10 protein-coding genes are annotated in these 21,911 nt (G+C 28.1%); 4 read left to right on the forward strand and 6 right to left on the reverse strand.

The features are described from left to right. Positions 1–204: 204 nt before the first annotated feature. From gyrB to GOY14_RS02885, 3 genes are all read right to left on the reverse strand, one after another. Positions 205–2,577 carry a DNA topoisomerase (ATP-hydrolyzing) subunit B gene (gene gyrB, locus GOY14_RS02875; RefSeq protein WP_175809891.1) on the reverse strand — a complete coding sequence of 791 codons (2,373 nt, stop codon included), beginning with the start codon at positions 2,575–2,577 and terminating at the stop codon, positions 205–207. A 2,461-nt stretch (positions 2,578–5,038) separates the two neighbouring features. Next, on the reverse strand, positions 5,039–5,566 hold the full coding sequence (locus tag GOY14_RS02880; RefSeq protein ID WP_175809771.1) for a c-type cytochrome: 528 nt from the start codon (positions 5,564–5,566) through the stop codon (positions 5,039–5,041). 1,948 nt (positions 5,567–7,514) lie between these two features. Then, the gene (locus tag GOY14_RS02885; RefSeq protein WP_175809772.1) at positions 7,515–7,985 is read right to left on the reverse strand and encodes a hypothetical protein; all 471 of its coding nucleotides are present in this window, start codon (positions 7,983–7,985) and stop codon (positions 7,515–7,517) included. A 69-nt stretch (positions 7,986–8,054) separates the two neighbouring features. Here GOY14_RS02885 and miaA point away from each other — a divergent pair, with 69 nt between their 5' ends. Continuing rightward, positions 8,055–8,942, forward strand: coding sequence for a tRNA (adenosine(37)-N6)-dimethylallyltransferase MiaA (miaA, locus tag GOY14_RS02890; protein WP_175809773.1), 888 nt, complete (start codon positions 8,055–8,057; stop codon positions 8,940–8,942). Positions 8,943–11,386: 2,444 nt separating this feature from the next. Here the strand turns inward: miaA and purH are convergent. From purH to GOY14_RS02905, 3 genes are all read right to left on the reverse strand, one after another. Beyond that, positions 11,387–12,910, reverse strand: a complete 1,524-nt coding sequence (gene purH / locus GOY14_RS02895; RefSeq protein ID WP_175809892.1) for a bifunctional phosphoribosylaminoimidazolecarboxamide formyltransferase/IMP cyclohydrolase — start codon at positions 12,908–12,910, stop codon at positions 11,387–11,389. 388 nt (positions 12,911–13,298) lie between these two features. Next, positions 13,299–14,699 carry a class II fumarate hydratase gene (gene fumC, locus GOY14_RS02900; RefSeq protein WP_175809774.1) on the reverse strand — a complete coding sequence of 467 codons (1,401 nt, stop codon included), beginning with the start codon at positions 14,697–14,699 and terminating at the stop codon, positions 13,299–13,301. 393 nt (positions 14,700–15,092) lie between these two features. Continuing rightward, entirely contained in the window at positions 15,093–16,628 is a 1,536-nt protein-coding gene (locus GOY14_RS02905; RefSeq protein WP_175809893.1) for a lysine--tRNA ligase, read from the reverse strand. Positions 16,629–16,739: 111 nt separating this feature from the next. Here GOY14_RS02905 and GOY14_RS02910 point away from each other — a divergent pair, with 111 nt between their 5' ends. The 3 genes from GOY14_RS02910 to GOY14_RS02920 are packed head-to-tail and all read left to right on the forward strand — an operon-like array spanning position 16,740 to position 21,842. Further along, positions 16,740–17,033, forward strand: a complete 294-nt coding sequence (locus tag GOY14_RS02910; RefSeq protein WP_175809775.1) for a type IV secretion system protein VirB3 — start codon at positions 16,740–16,742, stop codon at positions 17,031–17,033. 8 nt (positions 17,034–17,041) lie between these two features. After that, positions 17,042–19,447, forward strand: coding sequence for a VirB4 family type IV secretion/conjugal transfer ATPase (locus GOY14_RS02915; protein ID WP_175809894.1), 2,406 nt, complete (start codon positions 17,042–17,044; stop codon positions 19,445–19,447). Next, complete coding sequence (locus tag GOY14_RS02920; protein ID WP_175809776.1) at positions 19,440–21,842, forward strand: TrbL/VirB6 family protein; 2,403 nt, start codon at positions 19,440–19,442, stop codon at positions 21,840–21,842. Before GOY14_RS02915 ends, GOY14_RS02920 begins: the two co-directional genes overlap by 8 nt. Positions 21,843–21,911: the final 69 nt, after the last annotated feature.

Here is a 21,911-nt window from a genome sequence, read left to right on the forward strand (position 1 = left end):
TGCAAGCCACACTAGATAATCTACCATTAAGTTTTTTTTCTTTCAAATTGAACTTACTAGTACCTAATTCAATAACATATATAACATAAATTGCATGAACACTATTACAAAAACAGTATAAATAATATATTAATCCTTACTAAACTAAGTAAAAATTTTATAAAAAAAAATATAGCATAAAAAATTATAAAAATAGAAAAAAAGTTAAATATCAATATTATATACATTAAGCGCATTATTCTTGATAAAATCACGGCGCAGTTCAACTATATCACCCATTAGTATTGAAAACATACTATTTGCTTCCTCACAATTTTCTATTTCAACTTTTAGTAAAGTCCTAGTTTCCGGATTAAGTGTAGTTTCCCAAAGCTGATTAGCATTCATTTCACCAAGGCCTTTAAACCTCTGCATAGTTAAACCCTTTTTACCATAGTCCATAATTATTTTCACAAGTGTACTTGGAGATTCAATTTTTATTTGACTTTCTTGTAACTTCAAAAATGAATTACCATTAAATAAATCAACTATATCATCAAGAAAACTAAATATACTAAGTACTTCTTTATTTTTAAGCATGCTAAGTGAAAATGCATATCTATCTACTAATCCTTGAAATAATTTACAAATATAAATTTCTTCGCCTTTTATTTCTACTTTCCAAGTATATTTACTATAAACTAATTTTAAATATCTTAAAATTTCATTAGCAGACGATAAAACATTTTTTTTACTTAGAATTAGCAAAGACTCTAATAAATTTTGTGGTATTTCCCTACCATAATTTTTACTAATATTTGAAATATTAAGACATCTATTCAAAACAAAACGCAAATCCTTATTTACACCATTTAATGTTAATTTTTTAACTGCTGAACTTACTATATATTCTTCAAAAGTTTTATCATCTTTAATATAAGTATCTTTAGCATTTTTTGTAACTTTATAAAGAGGCGGTTGTGCTATATATAAGTAGCCTTTTTCAATTATTCCACGCATATATCGAAAAAAAAATGTTAAGAGCAAAGTTCTAATATGTGCACCATCAACATCTGCATCTGTCATAATAATAATTTTATGATATCTAGCCTTCTCGATATCAAAATTCTTACTTCCTACTCCAGCCCCAATTGCCGTCACTAAAGAGCCAATTTCCGCAGATGAAAAGATACGATCAAGCCCTACACGTTCTACATTTAAAATCTTTCCTTTTAAAGCAAGTACTGCTTGTGTCTTTCGATTACGACCTTGCTTTGCAGAACCACCCGCAGAATTACCTTCTACTATAAACAATTCCGATAACTCAGGAATTTTTTCCTGACAATCAGCAAGTTTCCCAGGTAAAGTTGCAATATCAATATTACTTTTATTTTTAACTAACTCTCGTGCCTTTCTTGCAGCCTCTCTTCCTTTAGCTGATTTAATCACTCTTTCCACTATACTTGTTGCTAATTTAGGATCAGTTTCAAGCATTGAACTTAATTTATCAAAAACTATATTTTCTACAACTGTACGTGCCTCAGAACTGACTAATTTATCTTTCGTTTGTGAAGAAAATTTAGGGTCAAGCATCTTAAGAGATAAAACACAAGTTAACCCCTCCCTAATATCTTCTCCAGTTAAAGTCACTTTTGCTCTTTTTAAAAAACCCTCATTAATTGCATAATTATTAATACATCTAGTTAGTGCAGACCTAAGCCCCGCTAAATGTGTACCACCACTACATTGCTTTATATTATTTGTAAAGCACAACATATTCTCATAGCAAGAATCATTCCATCCCATTGAGACCTCTACATCAATACCTAAATCCTTTACATTACCCCTCATACTAACAATCTTGGTAAGATGTGTCTTATTTTTATCTAAATAACATATAAAATTTGCTGTACCAAAATTATCCTTAGATTCCTCACTACCATTAAAGCAAGATTCTATATATGGCCTACTGCGTAAGTCATACAAAACAATATTAACATTCGAATTTAAAAAAGCTAACTCTCTGATTCGACTCTCAAGAATAGAATAACTAAAATCGATACTGCTAAAAATTTCCGTTGACGGCATAAACGTTACTTTTGTTCCTCTTTTATTCACTCTTTCATTCACTATTTTTAAAGATTCAATAGGCTTACCATCTTCAAAGCGTATAAAATACTCTTTATTATCACGCCAAATAGTTAATTCTAACCAACTAGATAATGCATTTACAACCGAAACTCCAACACCATGTAATCCCCCAGAAACTTTGTAGCTATTATTGTCAAATTTACCACCTGCATGTAGTTGAGTCATTATCACCTCTGCTGCTGATATTCCCTCTTCTTCATGCATATCAGTTGGAATGCCACGACCATTATCGATTACAGATACTGAACCATCTTCATTTATACTAATTTCAATTTTATTACAACACCCAGATAAAGATTCATCTATTGCATTATCAACAACCTCATATACCATATGATGCAAACCAGATCCATCATTAGTATCACCAATATACATACCTGGACGCTTTTTCACAGCATCAAGACCTCTTAAAATCTTTATTGCATTAGCATTATAATTATTTTCCATAAAACCATTTAAATTTATAAACATTAATCAATACCACATTTATATATTTCGGTCAGCAGCACTTTCAACTAAAAAAGGATTTCAATTATAATATGAAAACAAAATTCATTAAATTCCTATGCAAACGATTATAATTACTATTTTAAGTACAACTTTAAGTTTAAATCATGATATTAAACCTGTTTTATACAAAATAAACAGCTTAAATAAATATAATTTCACTTCTCAATCTTTAACTTACCACAGTATCGACTGTTAGGTAGCCTTTTAAGTTAAATACACATACCATTTCAAATGGTGACCTTCATAATTTCATAAAAAGCATTTTTTATTCCTCTTTTAAAAAAGTTATTAATTCTTTTTAATTACTTCAGAAATACTTTATATAATCATCTTAATCATGATACAATTTCTTCATCATCTAAACTAATCACTACCGATAAATATAAAAAGATAAAAATTTTAAAAAAAAGCTTACGTATACCTACTTATATAATTTTAACTTTAGTTATTTAAAAATCGACTCTTGAAAAACATATCTTTATTTATTTCTTTGTATTTTCATATTAAAAGATAACAATTTAACCTTAAAAAGCCACCTTTTCTTTATAATTTCTTATATTTAAGTCAGATATTCCATAAATATCCACTTAACAACTAAAAAAAAGTACTGTAATTAAAAATTATAACATAAAAAAAATTGTCTACAATCACAATAACCTTTCATATTATCAAAAATAATATTTTAACTAAACAACAATAATTTTATTTTCTTTTAATTTAAAAAACTACTAATTACGAACACAAATAAACCTATAAAAAAAATAAAGAAATCACTTCCTTATCAACAAAAATATGTTAATAAATTAATAATTTTTAATATTATAAAAAAACAATTCCTGACTTCATTTATCCATTCTGCCACAGATAATTGCTTTTACCTCTAAATATTAGGCATCTTTAATATACTACACCCTACTACACATAAATTAAGATAGTAAAAAAAAAGTTTGTAAACACATTTTACCACAAACACAATCTATTTAATCTATAGTTATTACATAAAAAATCTTACACCACTGCTTTATATGGCACTACTTTTAAACTTCGCTTTATATCAAGAAAAAACTACTTAGTTTTACCCAATATATATCTGTTCTCAACACTACTTAATATAACTCTACATTTTTTTATAAGCTTTCCCCTCATTACCAAAGCAATATTTAAAACATCCCAACTTTATTTCCTGATTAATAAAACTCTCAAATTAATCCTTACTGAATTTTCTTATAAATTAAACAACAAATCTTACTACTCTTTAAAAGTATCACTAAAAAAATACATTACATTATTTTTTCTATTTTAAAGAATTTTACTTATTATATGTCAACACCTTTATCTGTTACTATTTATATACCTTAGTATACTCTTCTTAAGAGCAAAAAAATATTTATTTAACATTACTACATCTTCACATCCTACTTCATAGATCAATCACATTTTCATTTAATATGATACAAAGCAAAAACAAAAAGGAACACGTGTCGTTCAGTACCTCTTCTTAATTAGGACTACAACTTAACATTATATTCCATAAGCATAACATACAAACAAATATATACACTTTTCATTATTCTCGCATTAAGCTCTCTTAAAAGTAGTCAATTATAAAACTTACTCTTAATTATCTTTCTAGTAGCTTATTATTTTATGTATCCATCTTTCTATTCCTTTAATTATATAAAATTATAACATACTAATTTATACCACTAAAATTCATATTAAATTTCTATCAAGTACTATATTAATAAAAATCAACATTCAGCTAAATCAACTAAACAAATACAAATAATTTAATCAGTTACACTAAACAAAATCTTTACAGTCTGAAAAAATTTTCAGACAAAAATTTATCAGATATACTATTAAAATAATTTTACTAAACATGGCACATCAATAACTTAGTTTTTAGCTCAATTAATAACTCTGATAAAAAACATTTACATTATTAATAAAATAATAAAGCACAAAAAAATCCTGTCATTCTTCATTTCTTTATTAGAATTTAAGAAGGTCTTCTTGTTACTATCTTTTATCACATTTTTAATTATCTTATATTCAATTTCTTGAACAAAATTTACCTAAGCCCCCCCCTAGAGTTTGCCTAATTTTTTTACCACCAAACAGCTCCCCTTCAAATATCAAACTTGAAGTAAACCAAGAAAGAATATCATATAAACCGCTGTAATCTTTTTTGAGAATTAAAATAAACAATCATAACTTTTTAAAATAGCACACAAGCATCATCTACCATATTCTTGTCACAAAAAATCTATAAGCAGTATTTTATTTTAATTTATATTGGATTAACACCCAATAAAGATAATTACAAAAGTTTCTTTTCCCTACAGCTTCAATATGCATATCTATCATCTTAATAAAATTATTCATGAAATTCATACTATTTTGATAAATCAATCGGATTATCACTTAATTGTAGTAAATAGCTAATTAAATCCGCAATTTCCTGCGGATTTGAAATACCAGCAAATGCCATACGTGTACCTTTTATATAGGCCTTTGGATTTTTCAAAAAGATAAAGAGATCATCATAATTCCATTTTCCACCCTTTTCAAGCATTGCTTTTGAATAATTAAACGAACTACTAAAACGTGCTTTTTTATCTCCAACTATATTCCACAAGTTGGGTCCAACTCTATTAAATCCATCTTTTTCAAAACTATGACAAGCTACACATTTCTTTACAATTGATTTACCTCTTTTAACACTAGCATTTTGCATAAGAACTCCAATATCAAATGCTACTTGTTCAATTTTTTGTTGAGACTCATTATCGCCAGCAGTAATTATTGTTTTATATTTTATCTTATACTCCTCTGGACTATAAAGCATATCAACTACATTACTAATTATCATAATCACTAGCCCAGAAAACAAAATCGAAGCAATAATCTTATTGAATTCCATGATTAATTTATACTAAATTACACTTAAATAGTACAAATATTTCTACAAACAGCAAATACTTAATAAGTAAAAAATTATTTATCTTAATTGACCAAATTAAAAACCTAATAAAAATAATTTTGTTTATTAAAAAAATATCTTTAACATAAAAAACAGTTTTATAAATATAAGCCACAAAAATACTCCAAAAGGTAATCTTAACCCTCATACCTTTAAAATTTAAATGCCAAAAATATTAGCAAAATACTTACACTTGCAGGGTGTTAATTAATATAAAAAATGAAAACAATTTCTAATCCACTAACTAAATTAACATTACCATACTCATTTCCCTTCTCAAACGTATATTAAAATATTTACTATAATACCTACAATCAATCATAATAAAAACATACTAATTTAGTAGCTACAATGTGGTGGTTAGCAACATTAATTAACAAAATATCTTAAAGATGATTAACAACACTATAATCTACATTCCAGATCATACCAAATAAAGCTCTGATTAAACAGATACTTTAATTATTACAACCTATGAAAACAAAAGTATCGCTTATAGCATTTCCATATAATTGAAATACTTGCATGTCAACCGATACAAAAACGCAAAAACCTTTTAGATATATAATCATTAACTACATTCTTTAAGCACAAAAAAAATCATTAAATGCCATACATTAATTAATCCAAACCCTTTAATAAAAACTCCCTTACCATCCAACAGCAGCTAGAGTATCATGATTTACTAATTTACCTTAATAAAAAAATAAGTAAATCAGTGTTTACTAATAAAAAAAACAAATTCATTTAATTTGCTAGGTCTAATTCCCTTTGAACTGTTTGTGATACTACACAAATTACCATCTTAGATGTAATAATTATAAAATTCAACGTTGGTTGCTGCAACCTTTTCTGCAAAACATATGAATTTAATTTATTATAAAGGTGATTCACAATATATATTGGCAGCACAATTTTCACCTTCAAGAAGTAAAATAAATAATATACACTCTTCTCTACTAAAAAATTTATAAATTTCATAAGTAATAAAGTTTAAAAAGCCATGGTATTTACAGTTACTGTAAAAGTAATAAACCTTTTCCTCTTGAATCATCACAACGTTCATTCGTATCGTCTCCATCTTTCCCCTGATCGAAATTCATCAACTCAAGAAGTAAAGTCAAAAAAAACTGAAGTGATTAAGAATTAACAGCTAAAACACTAACGCTGACAATAATGCTATTCAGCTATTACATTTCATTATATAAAATATAAAATTTATTCCTCCGGTCCTTTGGTTCCTACATCATATAAAATAATATCTAAGCTATTTAAAGTGAAATTCTATACATTCTAAAATGACAATAAACCTATACAACTTTTAACTAAAGAAAGATACATGCTGAACTACTAACCAAGTAATCATATAAACTAAATCTCTAAGCTTTAAAACTAAAATAGTTTATATATTTCTTTTCAAATTAACTACTTTACAATCAATTACCCACATATCTACAACATGTCCAAATATTTAAAAATAAAAAAACTACTACAAGTTTATCACTTTTCTCCTTGTTAAACTAAGTCAGCTTATACAGATAAAAATAAAAATTTAATGTATCTAGCTTTTAACTAATACACCCATATCTTCAAAAGATTTTTAACATTTATAAACCCTTTACCTATATTTTATGACTAAGAAATGTTTATAAAAAAGAGTAATATTGAGGCATTATAAGAACATAGAGATTAAGATGAAAAAAATGAGTAACTTCTTCTATCATAAATTCTTTACCTTCTTTATATTTAATAAATTCCTTTTCATAACTAACACACTTTAAAACATATAGTACTAAACAATACTAACATTTTATAAATAAGATAAATTACTTTATTCTGCTTAATTAACTAAATTACAGAGAAATTAATAAAATTTATAACAACCTTATTACAGCCCAAACTCTTCATTAATCTTATCAATGATCTCTTGTGATGGATTTTCTCCCCACCCTGAATACAAAATCTCTCCATAATCTGCAACATCCATAGAACCAGTTCTACTTTTTGCAAGAAACATTTCTTTCTTATCTTTATCAACCAATATATAATGCCATGCTGGCCTTCCACGATCTTTACCACGAACTAAATATATAAGATCTGATCTACTTCTTCTTGTTGCATCCACAAAAGACCTTTCATTAAGAATCCTGCTCTTATTTTTTATGAGACTACTTCCCCAAAAAGCTTCTTTAGATTTAGTTTTTTTACTTACTAATCTAGAAATCTTACCTTTTTCTCTTAACAAATGTTCCTTTATATTTCGAGATAAATATTTATTAGAAAAACTTTCTCTTGTATCACTAGAAACCCTATTTATAAAACGCTTAGTAAACGAATTATTATTATTGTGCTCTGCCATATAAAAATCCCCGGACGTTAAATTATAGAATTTAAATTTCTCTACACTCTAATCTATTATATATATATCATGAAAGATGGTATAGTAGTCATCACAGGAATTACGGCTTCAGGTAAATCAAAATTATGTAATAACTTAATAAAAAAACACTTAAACCTTAGCATCATAAACTGTGATTCAAAGCAAATATATAAAGAAATTCCCATCATTACTGCCCAACCATTTAAACAAGAAAAACCTTATAAATTATACGGATATGTTTCAGCAAAAGAAAATTATTCTGTAAGTCTATGGCTAGAAGATTTAAAAAAAGAAATTAACAATGCACTAAAAAATTCACAAATACCTATTATTACTGGAGGAAGTGGATTTTATATCAGTAGTTTGATCAAAGGCTTATCATCAATTCCACAAATCAGTCAAGAAGTAAAAAACAATGTAAGTAAGCTCAAAAAAAATTTAAGCAAAGAAGAGTTTTACAAATTAGTCCTAAGTAAAGACCCTAAAATTCAAGGTAAAATATTCATGAATGACTCATACCGTCTTTTAAGAGCACTTGAAGTTATCACTGAAACTGGCAAGTCAATTCTTATATGGCAAGAAAATAAACAGCCTCCTTTATTTAATAATTTTAAGATATATACAATTTTACCTAAACGTGAAGATGTTTACCAAAAAATAAATTCCCGCTTTATTACAATGATTAAGAATGGAGCAATTGATGAAGTAAAAAATCTACTTAACATGAACTTACCTTCATATTTACCAGCTATGAAAGCACATGGAGTGCCAGAAATTACAAAGTACTTGAAAGGTGAGATTACTTTAAATAAAGCGATACAAATTACTCAAACCAACACAAGACATTACGCAAAACGTCAATATACCTGGTTTAAAAATCAATTTCCAAATTCTAAAGTAATCAATTGTATAGAAAAATTTACACCCTTTTTTTAATCTAAATGATACCATACTTGTTCTGTACAACAGTCAATATATTACTTAAACTACCTTATTAAAGATAGTTTTTATTTTGAAAGTTCACAACCTTTCATTATAGCAATAGCAATAACCTTTCTTTCTCATTTTTACTTATTCTTAGCCAGTTAAATCTCTCCCAATAACTAAAAAAACTTCTTAAACTTAAATAAACTTTCACTTGCATACTTAACCAACTAATAGAGAGGGAAAAAGAGCCTAGATTAGCTCTTTAATAATATACAAAAATAAATTTACTCACTCTTATAAAACTTATGTTACTTTTCATTTATACGAAATTCAAGCAAATTTGAATAAGCAATTCTGATTACATAAATATTTTATTCAATTTAATAAAATTATAAAAAACTAGCCCTTTCATTATACCTAATGTAGGTATGACCTGATAAATATACCATATATATAAAATCTACACATAATCATATCTTCTAAATAAGGAAAAGACACACCCTTTTCTTAATTTAATACATAATATACACTTATATTATATTTAATAATCAACTTCTCTAAAAGAAATGGACTTAAAACTTAAAATCCAGTACATTTTAATATTCTCTAAAAACTTCTTCCAAAAAGGTAGCAGAATTCCATCTTTCATTTAATAAATAAGACCGACCTACTTATAAAATCTTTATGCATTTAATTCATCGAACCTTCGATTTATCGTTTATAGTTTTTACTTAATTCTAAATTTTCATCATTTTTCTCTAAATTATCACTATACAATAATATATATAAAATACTCTTAATATAACATTAAAATACTTAAAAAGTAATAAAATAACTACTAATGACTTGATAAGAGTCAGTACATTAGTTTAATAGCAAATAATATAACTTAAAGAACAACTAATTTTTTTATTAACTATTATGTGCTCACATAAACAGCACTAAATGTGCTAACTTTTCTAAATAACAATTCACTAAAAAAAACCTCAATTTACTCTATAATACCACTAAACTTCATAAGAAAATAAAGAGTAATAAACCCCTGTTCCTATATCTTATAAACCACTTAGTTATATAGATAGAAATACATTACCATCTCAATTTTCAAGTTCGAGAATTCATAACTTCACATAAGAATCATCAAAATCACTACTTTAAATAAACCACAAAATAATTTAAAAAAATAAAAGTCAATATACTCACTCATATTATTTATTAACCATAATCAATTATTCATATTAACTATTTTCAACAAAATAAATATATTACCAGAAACAAGCTCAAAAAAAATTGCCAAATATTAAAATCACTCAACAAACGATTAAGAGTATAACAAATCCAATCTAAAGAACATTAATTTAATTAAAATTCAAGACAGATGTTTACTAACTAAAATAACGGCTAATTGAAAAGAAAGCTTATAAAATTATATAAACGAGTTTATTAATTGAAAGAAAATAAAGAGAGAAGTTAAAACTCTAAAAAAAAGGTTTACTTATGATGAATTATTTGCGTAGCAACTTAATACAAAATTTAAAAAAAGTAATCCATAAAAATAATTCTAATATCCAATAAATATAAAAAATAAATCCAAATAAATTATTGTTTAACTAACAAATAATTTATTTAATAAATGAACTTTATTAAGAATAAAACCTCCACATCGCAGGTAAATTTACTACAAGTGATATTGATATGACATAAAGAGACAAATTAAATCATATCTTCAGTAATCAATACAGCAAAAACACATAAATACTTAATTTTCCTAGCCAGCTATTAGGCTTCTGCTGAACAATAAAAAACTTCGATCAAAAAACTTTATCTTCTACTAAGATAAAAGTTACTCCACCACAGTAAAAACTGTATAAAATTAAAGAAAAATCATCATAAATAAATTTACAAAGTAGTATTTTAAATACAGAAAAAAAAGTTTAGTAATATTAAAGAAAAAACATGATATATTTTTGCACTATAAATTCAACTCCAAAATTTATAACAAACTATATTCAATAACATTGAATGCCCACTTTTTTAAAAAAAAGCAACATCTTTCAATGCATACCATTATATAATATGTAAGTTAAAGTTTACATTAGAATTAATATTAGTGTAAATCAAAATAGATTTTACATTACTAAAAAAGAACATGCTCATAAAACAGCAAAAAGGTATTTTATAAGCACAAAAAAATAAAAATCATAGGATTTGTTAATTCATTCATTTATATAAAAGAATCAAAAATTACTTAATCCAAAATATAAAAATACAAAAAAATCATTTCAGAATAATTTCTTAAATAATTCTTGATATATTGAAATAATAAAAATAAGCTTTGCACTTTTAAAAGTGCAGCAAACTCTTACTAGAGAGCATTATTTACCAAGTAAAAAATCATATATATTCGTTAAATTACTTGATACAAAAAAACTTTTTACTATAAGTTATAAAATTTAATGAAAAAAATTACGAATACCAGTAAAAAACATAGCGATTTTACTTTTATTTGCAGCTGCTATCACATCTTGATCTTTTAGAGAGCCTCCAGGCTGAACTATCGCTGTAATTCCATATTTTGCACCTTTAATTATACTATCTGAAAATGGAAAAAATGCATCTGAAGCAAGCACAGCACCTTTACATCTTTTACCTGCTTTTTTTACTGCAATATTAACACTATCTATTCTACTTGTTTGCCCTGCACCAATACCAACAGTACATTCATTTTTCACTATAACTATCGCATTTGATTTCACATATTTACATATTTTCCAAGCAAAAAGCAGATCCTTTTTTTCTTTTTCTGTTACAGCAGACTCTGTTACTTGATTCATTTCCTCCGTTCTTATTATATGGTCATTATTCCCTTGTATTAAAAAACCACCGACAACATTTTTAATTTTATATTTTATATCTTGCTTAAAGGACCTATAAATAATAATTATCAAATTCTTCTTTCTCCGTAAAATTTGCAATGCTTCATTATTTATTGATGGCATAACAACTATCTCCAAAAATATCTCATTTAATTTTTTTGCTAGCTTGAAATCCACCTCTCGATTTAAAGCTACTATACCACCAAAACTACTTACTTTATCGCATGACAAAGCCTTTTCATATGCTTCTAAAACATTACTACCAACAGCAACACCACATGGATTATTATGCTTAATTATTACTGCTATAGGCTCTTTAAACTCAGAAATCACATCAAGTGCAGATTCTACATCTAATATATTATTATAACTCAAATCTTTACCATGTATCTTTTCTAGCGGATACTTTGTAAATTGATTACTATAAAATGCAGCTTTTTGATGAGGATTTTCACCATATCTCAGTTCTTGCATCTTATATCCACACAAAGCAAAAAATTTTGGCAACTTACTACTATCCTTACTTTGTGATATAAACCAATTATAAATATTAGAATCATAATATGTGGTAAGAGCAAACGCTTTAGTTGCTAGATATTTTCTATATTTCAACGTAGTTTTATTATCATTCTTAATCATCTCAATTTTTAATATTTCATAGTCTTCAATACTAGAAATAACTGAAGTAAAATGAAAATTTTTTGCTGCAGCCCTAATTAAGGCTACTCCACCGATATCAATTTGTTCTATAATCTGCCCATAACTTGCCATGTTATTTACTTCTTCCCAAAATGGATATAGATTAACTATCAGAAGATCTATAGGCTCAATTCCTAAATCTTGCATTTCCTCATTATACTTTTTTTGACCACAAAGTATTCCTCCATAAATTTTAGGATGTAAAGTTTTCACCCTACCACCCAGTATCTCTGGAAACTCTATATAATCTGAAACTTCTCGCGTTTTTACCCCAGCTTCAAATAGTACCTTATAAGTATTTCCAGTTGAAAGAACTTCTACTCGTCGCTGTACTAAAAACAATGCAAGATCAACTATATTTGTCTTATCAAACACTGATATTAAAGCTCTTTTCATTATTATGAAATAAAATTTTTCTGAAATTATACACAAATAAAGTAACTATATAACTCTTGAACTTTTTACTTTAACCTTTTCTCACTGATTATCACATTAATTTATATAATTTACAAAATATGTAGTATATATTTTAATATCATATTATATCATACATATAATATGACAATTAATCTTGCTAAAGTTGTAATTGTTTAGAATTAATCTAACATAAATACAACATTTAATACCTTCATATTCTAATATAAATTAATATACATTACTACTTAATATTCTTCTATATCAAAGCCTTACAATGCTCATTAACTATTTAATGGTTAACTCCTTCATTATAAGGGGCAAAATTATTATAAATACTACAAAAATTAAAAATAACTCCAAATACAATATAAAATTAGTAGCTATACAAATTTACCATCTCTTTTGGATTTACTATTTTTTCAAATTCCTTCTCAGTAAGCAATCCTAATTTTATTGTAGCTTCTTTCAGGGTTATATCCTCTTCATGGGCAAGTTTTGCTATTTTTGCTGCATTGTCATATCCTATATGAGTATTTAATACAGTGACTAACATCAATGACTGATTTAGAAAACCTTTTATCCTTCTCTCATTTGCTTTAATACCAAGCACACATTTTTCTGCAAAACTTAAACTTACATCAGCTAAAAGTCTTATAGACTGTAAAATATTATAAATTATTACTGGCTTAAACACATTTAATTCAAAATGACCATTTGAGCCGCCAATAGTTACAGCAACATGATTTCCCATAACTTGAGCACATACCATAGTTACTGCTTCACATTGAGTAGGATTTACCTTACCTGGCATAATTGAAGAACCAGGTTCATTTTCTGGTAATATTATTTCTCCAATCCCACATCTAGGACCAGAACTCAGTAATCTTAGATCATTCGCAATTTTCATCAAACTAACCGCTACCGTATTAAGTGTTCCACTTAATTCAACTAAAGCATCATTAGCTGCTAATGCCTCAAACTTACTTTGTGCTGAAGTAAATGGAAGATCAGTAATTTTTGCTATTTCTTTAGCAACACTCTCGGCAAAGCCACGGCTAACGTTTAGCCCTGTACCAACTGCAGTGCCACCCTGCGCAAGCTCATATACATTACCCAGAGCTAACTTTACCCTCTCTATCCCCTTTTTAACCTGAACCATATAGCCAGAAAACTCTTGCCCTAGTGTCAAAGGTACTGCATCTTGCAAATGAGTACGTCCTACTTTTATTATGTTTTTAAACTCCTGAACTTTATCATTTAGCGTTTTACGAAGCCATTCAAGACTAGGAATAAGAGAATGATTTATTTCTCTTGCTACTGCTATATGCATTGCTGTTGGAAAAGTATCATTTGATGATTGACCACAATTTACATGATCGTTTGGATGCACTGGAAATTTACTACCTAAATTACCACCCAAAATCTCTATTGCACGATTACTAATCACTTCATTCATATTCATATTAGTCTGAGTCCCAGAGCCAGTTTGCCATACAACAAGAGGAAATTCATCATTAAATTTACCATCTATTACCTCCTGTGCAGCCATGCAAATTGTATTCCCTACTTTTTTATCTATAGCATTAGACTTCATATTGACACGTGCTACCGCAAGCTTTACTATCGCTAACGCTTTAATTAGAGGTTCTGGCATTTTCTCTATACTAATTTTAAAATTCTCCAAGGAACGTTGTGTTTGTGCTCCCCAATAATGCCTACTTGGTACTTTAACTTCACCTAAACTATCTAATTCTACTCTAACTCTTTCATCCATATTGCTCTCTATCATATCATCAAATTTAAATATAATTTAACTATACAAATTTTTCATAAAACATTTTACTCTCATTTTATTATAACTATTATTAACCTAAGCATTAAGTATACTAACATTATACTTTTTTTTAAAGCAACCATCTACAAATAAAGTTTTAAGCATAACATCCCCCTCCCTCTTTAAAACTTTTAAATTCCTTTAGTTCTAAATATCCAAAAATAGACTAATTAACAAAGTAAAAAAAATCTAGAACAACCAATACTTAAACACTACTCATCAATTTTATACTCTTTAAAGTACTCAAAATATTTATAAATGTGTTTCCACTTATACAGTGGAAAACACTAAATTTCACAAAATATATAACATGTATATAGACAAAACTAAACTTTAAAGTGTGCGCTTAATAGCATCATCTATAAGAAAAATTGTATTATCTATTCCATAAAGCTTTATAAAAGAACCCATTTTTGGACCATCTTTTTGACCAAGTAATGCTTTATAAAGCAGCTTAAACCAATCACGCAAATTACTATAATTATTTTTTTTTCCAATTAAAAAAACCTGAGATTGAATCTCTTCAGCAGTAGCCATAATAGGTAAGGAACCTAAAACATTTTTTAAATCTAGTAACGCTTCTTTCTCTTTCTTACTTAGAACTTTATATTTTTTTGTTGGCTTGATAAAGTCATGATAATACCTCACTGCAAAATTTGTTAATTTATCAAGCATTTTATTGTTCTCCGGTGTGATACCTGACACATAAGTAGATATAAATCCCCAAAGAATCTCTTTATTTTCAGCGTTACAAGCCGCTGCTAAGTTTAAAAGTAACGAGAAACTTATACTTGAAATCTCTATGCTTGGAACATTGCCTTGATGAATATGCCATATAGGACTATCTATACATCTCTCTTTATTTTCATTATAATGCTTAACAAGCTCTAAATACTTATCAGTTAATCTTGGTATAACATCAAAGTATAAACGTTTAGCTTTTTGTGGATTCTGAAAAATATATAACGCTAAACTCTCTGTTGGTGCATAAGTAAGCCACTCCTCGAGTGAAATACCATTTCCCTTTGATTTTGATATTTTCTTTCCTTCTTTATCAAGAAAAAATTCATAGCAAAATAGAAGTGGAGGTTTTTCTCCAAGAATTTCACATATTTGACTCGAAAGTACAGTAGATGGAGCTAAATCTTTTCCATGAGCTTCATAATTCACTCCAAATGCAGCCCATCTCATTCCCCAATCTGGTTTCCATTGCAGTTTACATTTGCCCCTCGTCACCAAAATTTCTATTTTTCTTCCATTTGTATCCTTATATGTAATTGTTCCTTTATTAATATCCTTTTCAACTACTGGAACTTGTAAAACTTGAGAAAATCTCGAACATATTGGCAAAAAGGGACTATAAGTTTGCTGCCTTTTTTCTCGGAATGATGGAAGCATTACATTCATTACTTTATCATAATTTTTCAGCAAAAGTAAAAGCTTTTCATCATAAATACCAGATTTATAACATTCTGTAGCACTTCTAAATTCATATTCAAAACCGAATAAATCAAGAAATTTACATAATAATGAATTCATATGGTGACCATAACTTTCATGAGTACCAAATGGATCTGGTATCATGGTTAATGGCTTATCTAAATGTTCTCTTAACATTTCCTGATTTGGTATATTATCTGGTATTTTTCGCAACCCATCCATGTCATCAGAAATTACAATAATTTTAGTCTTTATATCAGAAGCTATTTTTTTTAGTGCATTCGCAACAACTGTAGTAAGAAAAACTTCTCCAAAAGTACCAATATGTGGTAAACCTGAAGGCCCATAGCCAGTTTCAAATATTATCTCTTTCTTATCAGGAAATCTTTGTAATATTTTTTCTGCTTCCTGAAAGGGCCAACTTATCATTAAAAACTGAATCAAATTACTTATCTTACCTAAAAAGCTACTTATTTCAATGGATTTTTAATTAATGATGTACTAATAATTAGTATTAGAATATATTTAATTAAGGTAAAAATGTCTACAGGCAGCATACAAACAAATCAATTATTCAAAGGTCTTACAAGACCTGCAATGCTCTTTGGCGTAAGTTATATGTTCGCAATATTAAATGTTTTAATTTGCATGTTAATTTTTATTAACACAAATGATCTTAGAACTTTCTTGGTTTTATTCGGAATACATGGACTTGGTTACATAGCTTCTGCAAAAGAACCGTTGTTTATTGAACTACTTAAAGTAAAATTAGGAAAATGCTCAAGATGTCTAAACCGTCTTTACTATGGAGCCAATTCCTACGATATTACTTAATCTATATGATATTGAAATTCAGGGCTATTCAATCAAAAAATAAATCCATTTTAAACAGAGAAGTTCATACTGCTGAATTTATACCTTATTCTTACTATTGGAATAGCACAACTCTAATAACAAAACAAAACTGGTTAGTAAAATTTATAAAATTAAGTGGCTTCGCGTTTGAAACAGCTGACGATGAAGATTTAGTAATACAAAATAATATCAGAAATCAGATGCTAAGAAGCATTTCCTCTCCAACATTTGGGTTATACTTTCATACTATCAGACGCAAAAAAAATATTTTTTCTAATGAATCCGCAAGTCAAAAATTACCAAATTTTTTTGCTAATTATGTCAATCTTAAATGGAAAGAAAAGCTCTCAACAAGAAAATCATTTATTAATGACTTATATATTACAATTATTCGTAGAACAGACATAAAAGGGATAGAATTTTTATCATACTTATTAAAAAAATTCGGGCATGTAACTTCAAAATATGCCTGGGAAAGTGACATGTACGCTACTTATGAAGACTTAGAAGAAACAACAAACCGTGTAGTAACAAGCCTTAAAAATTATTCTCCTAAGATTCTTGGAGTAAAAGAAACACAAAATGGTCTATTTTGCGAAATAATGGAATTCCTATCTAGAATTGTAAATTGTGGTTTTATCACAAACACTCTTTTTCCCTTAAGAACCGAAATATCGAAATATCTACCAGTACATAGGCTATTCTTTGGTCACAAAACTATACAAGTCTTAACTCATAATGAAAGCAAATATGCTGGAATAGTCAGCATCAAAGAATATGGAAATAATACCTATGCAGGGATGCTTGACCATTTTTTACAACTTCCATATGAGTTCATCATTACACAATCCTTTCAATTTACAAACAGACAAATAGCAATTGCAAAAATGCAAATACAACAAAATCGCATGATACAATCCGATGATAAAGCTATTTCTCAAATAGCAGAAATTTCTCATGCACTTGATGATGCAATGAGTGGCAAAATTGCATTTGGTGAACATCACTTAACTATTCTATGTATAGAAAAGAATCATAAGTCATTAGATAATGCTTTATCGTTAATAGAATCGGAACTTTCTAATTGTGGTGTTTACCCCATCCGTGAAAAAGTTAATCTTGAACCAGCATTTTGGGCGCAAATTCCTGGTAATTTTGATTATATAGTAAGAAAAGGTACAATAAGCAGTCTTAACTTAGCTGGCTTTGTATCTCAACACAATTACCCTACAGGTAATAAATTCAATAATCACTGGGGAAATGCTGTTACAGTTTTTGACACAACATCTGGTACACCATTTTTCTTTAACTTTCATATAAGAGATGTTGGTCATACCATGATAATTGGTCCAACTGGTACTGGTAAAACTGTTTTAATGAACTTCTTATGTGCTCAAGCAATGAAATTCTCTCCAAGAATATTTTTCTTTGATAAAGATCGTGGCGCAGAAATCTTTTTAAGAGCACTTGGCGGCATCTACACTCTAATAGAACCAAGAACCAAAACAAATTTTAATCCCTTACAACTCAATGACACCCCTGATAATAGAACATTTTTAATGGAATGGATAAAATCTTTAATTTCGGTTTATAATGATAAATTTACTTCAGAAGATATTACTAGAATTAATGACGCAATTGAAGGGAACTTTAAATTAAAAAAAGAAGACAGATTTTTAAGAAATCTTGTACCATTTTTAGGTCTTACAGGCCCTGGAACTCTAGCTGGAGCAATATCTATGTGGCATAGTGATGGTTCTCATGCTGCAATATTCGATAATAAAGAAGACCTACTGGATTTTTCAAAAGCAAGGGTATTTGGCTTTGAAATGGCTAGCTTACTCAAAGATACTGTTGCTCTTGGACCGGTATTGATTTACTTATTTCATAAAATCAGCACATCTCTTGATGGTACCCCATCTATTATTGTACTTGATGAAGCGTGGGCATTAATAGATAATCCAGTCTTTGCACCAAAAATAAAAGATTGGTTAAAAGTACTGAGAAAGTTAAACGCTTTCGTGATCTTCGCTACCCAAAGTGTTGAAGATGCAAGCAAAAGTACCATTAGTGATACACTTGTACAACAAACAGCAACACAAATTTTTTTACCAAATTTAAAAGCTACTACCGTTTATCGAGATGTTTTTATGTTAACTGAACGTGAATACATACTAATCAAGCACACAGATCCAAGTACTAGATTTTTTTTAGTAAAACAAGGAGCTAATGCCGTTGTGGCTAGAGTAGACTTAAAAGATCTAGATGACATAGTCAATGTATTATCTGGACGTGCAGAAAGTATCCTACTGTTACACGATATATTAAAAGAAGTAGGAAATGATCCCAAAAAGTGGTTACCCATTTTCTACCAGAGAGTAAAAAATGTTTAAAACCAAACTGTCACTATTACTTACTGCAGTATTTTTATTAAATGCAGACTTTTTACTATCATATCCAACTTTTGCAGATATGATAAGTGATTCCGATAGAACAAAATTTATTAGTAGATTTAATTTTACCGATAGCTTTAGTCGTGCTTCTAACCCTGACTGTGAAGCATTTAAAACAACCTCAGCACTTACTGGAATAGCAATTGCCATTGGTGCAATATTTACTGGTGTTGTTTTAATCATCTCCTCTGTTGGCTTATCTACTGGTCTTGCTGTCATTGCAATGATAACTGCAATAATTGGACTTTGGAAGTCAATAGGAGGACTTGTAGTCTGTGAACATAGTTTCGTTAGACATCCAGTTGCACGTAATCATGAAGGAAAGTATAAAGATTTCATATTAAAAGACACAAATTATAGTGTATTAACAAATAAAAACTTCCAAACAGAAGATGAATATTTTTCTACACTAAAAGAAAAATTTGGAAAAGACGGAAAACAAATAGAAAAAGAAATTTTAGATTTTACTAATTGGAATGTTGTCAACATCGATAAAAAACATTATTTTTGGCCAAAAAATAGTGTTCAATATAGCGAATATATAGAAGTATGTCATCGTAATCCTCTTACATTCGGTAATCTTTTTAAGATAAACGACTTTAATTTTAAAGATAAACCTGGATACATAGACTTTGATATTAGAGAAAAAGATACTGGATACGTAAATGGACCATGGTCACCAAAAGTTGATGGTAGCTTAGAATGTAAAGTCCTCAAAGCTGGACAAAGTAAAACCATACATGGATCAATGTTTAAAGCAGTAAGAAAAATAGGTAGATTATGTGTAGAACTAGCCGAAATTAACACACTTGGTATTCAAATGACCCCCTGGCCTCAAGGGGTTAATATTGGATGCACGGAATTACCACCTGACCCAATTGCCCCCATGTGTGAAAAGTCTAAAATAAAATTTAGTATTGGTAATCCAATCCCTATTAGTTCTAATGAAGATTATAGAACTATTATAAAAAACAATGAGAAAGAAGGAAAAGTCTTTATAGGTTATGACAATAAAGGGTGTTTCCAAGATTACGTTTCACAAGCTTGTTACAATCAAGCTGGAAGTAAATCTTTAGCTCCTATCCCCATAACCTCCATGATAATACAATGTATTAAAGAATCGTTAGATAATTTAGTTACAGGTAAAGGTATACCAAATGGAGAAAGCTTCATAGCTATAGCACAAAAAAAACTAAAAAATACTGTCACTGCTGTTTTAGTTCTAGCCTTAATATTATTCTCTATAAAAGCTATATCCGGTGGGATACATAGCTTACAAGAAATATATATATTAATTATCAAATTTGCTTTAGTAATTTATTTTACAACAGGTAATACCATGTCTCATTATTATAAAGAGTTAACAATACTTTCAAATAGTTTATCAGAAATGGTATTAAAGTCATCACTTGAGAGTAAAAACATATGTAATTATAAAGCAGAAAAATATGGAAAGGACATCTATCTTGCCCCTTGGGATAGGCTTGATTGTAGAATTCTATTTTACTTAGGAGCACCTTTAGATGGAATTGCTGGTAAAATTAACACCAAAAGTGTAGGAATATTAGCTATTTTACTTGGCAGTGCTCCTGTTTTATTAGTAACAGGTTCAATAATCGGTATAATTCTCGCTGGCGGACAAATTTTAACAGCTATTGTCTGTACATTTATGGCTATTATGATAATGATGGTTACTTTATGGATGTGCTATGTATTTATTTTATCCCTAATTGCCTTAAGTGTAATTATCACTTTATCACCTTTATTTATTCCTATGGTTCTATTCCAATATACTAAAGGATATTTTGATGGTTGGTTAAAAGAATTAATTACCTACAGCCTATACCCAGTCATGCTTTTTGCATTTTTATCATTTATGTTCATAGCATGCGATAAAATTTATTTTAAAAATTTACATTTTGAAAAAGAAGAAATTACAATATTAAACAACAAAAAACAATGGTTCAAGTTAAAAAATGGAGAATGTAATAAAAATGAAACTACTCTTGCATGTATGATGCAAAACTACAACTTTAAAAAGAGTAGTATACTTGGTTTATTCGACTTTACATACATGGAATTAAACAGTTCTCTTATCGAAGAATTATTAAAACTAACTCTAATATTATTTCTATTTTATCATTTTTTAAATATTCTTCCTAACATGGCTGCAGAACTTGCTGGTAATCCAAGATCAGCATTGAGCTCTGGTGCTATACCTGGAAAAATGATGTCAAAAGCTTTTTCTGCAACTAAAGCTATTGCTGGAACAATTGGTAAAGTTCAATTAGGAAATGCCACTGAAGCTATTAAAAAAGCTAAAAAAAGGATATAAAAATATAATTGTGTTAACTCAAATTTACTTTTGTAAATCTCAGTACTACATTAATTAAAATTATTAATG

It is taken from the genome of Wolbachia endosymbiont of Dipetalonema caudispina (assembly GCF_013365495.1).
In the GTDB taxonomy this organism is placed as follows: domain Bacteria; phylum Pseudomonadota; class Alphaproteobacteria; order Rickettsiales; family Anaplasmataceae; genus Wolbachia.

What these genes read in the sequence shown, in the direction of transcription:
- fumC (WP_175809774.1), bottom strand. Translation starts at nt 14,699, where the DNA reads ATGGATGAAAGAGTTAGAGTAGAATTAGATAGTTTAGGTGAAGTTAAA.
- miaA (WP_175809773.1), top strand. Translation starts at nt 8,055, where the DNA reads ATGAAAGATGGTATAGTAGTCATCACAGGAATTACGGCTTCAGGTAAA.
- gyrB (WP_175809891.1), bottom strand. Translation starts at nt 2,577, where the DNA reads ATGGAAAATAATTATAATGCTAATGCAATAAAGATTTTAAGAGGTCTT.
- GOY14_RS02905 (WP_175809893.1), bottom strand. Translation starts at nt 16,628, where the DNA reads ATGATAAGTTGGCCCTTTCAGGAAGCAGAAAAAATATTACAAAGATTT.
- GOY14_RS02880 (WP_175809771.1), bottom strand. Translation starts at nt 5,566, where the DNA reads ATGGAATTCAATAAGATTATTGCTTCGATTTTGTTTTCTGGGCTAGTG.
- GOY14_RS02920 (WP_175809776.1), top strand. Translation starts at nt 19,440, where the DNA reads ATGTTTAAAACCAAACTGTCACTATTACTTACTGCAGTATTTTTATTA.
- GOY14_RS02885 (WP_175809772.1), bottom strand. Translation starts at nt 7,985, where the DNA reads ATGGCAGAGCACAATAATAATAATTCGTTTACTAAGCGTTTTATAAAT.
- GOY14_RS02910 (WP_175809775.1), top strand. Translation starts at nt 16,740, where the DNA reads ATGTCTACAGGCAGCATACAAACAAATCAATTATTCAAAGGTCTTACA.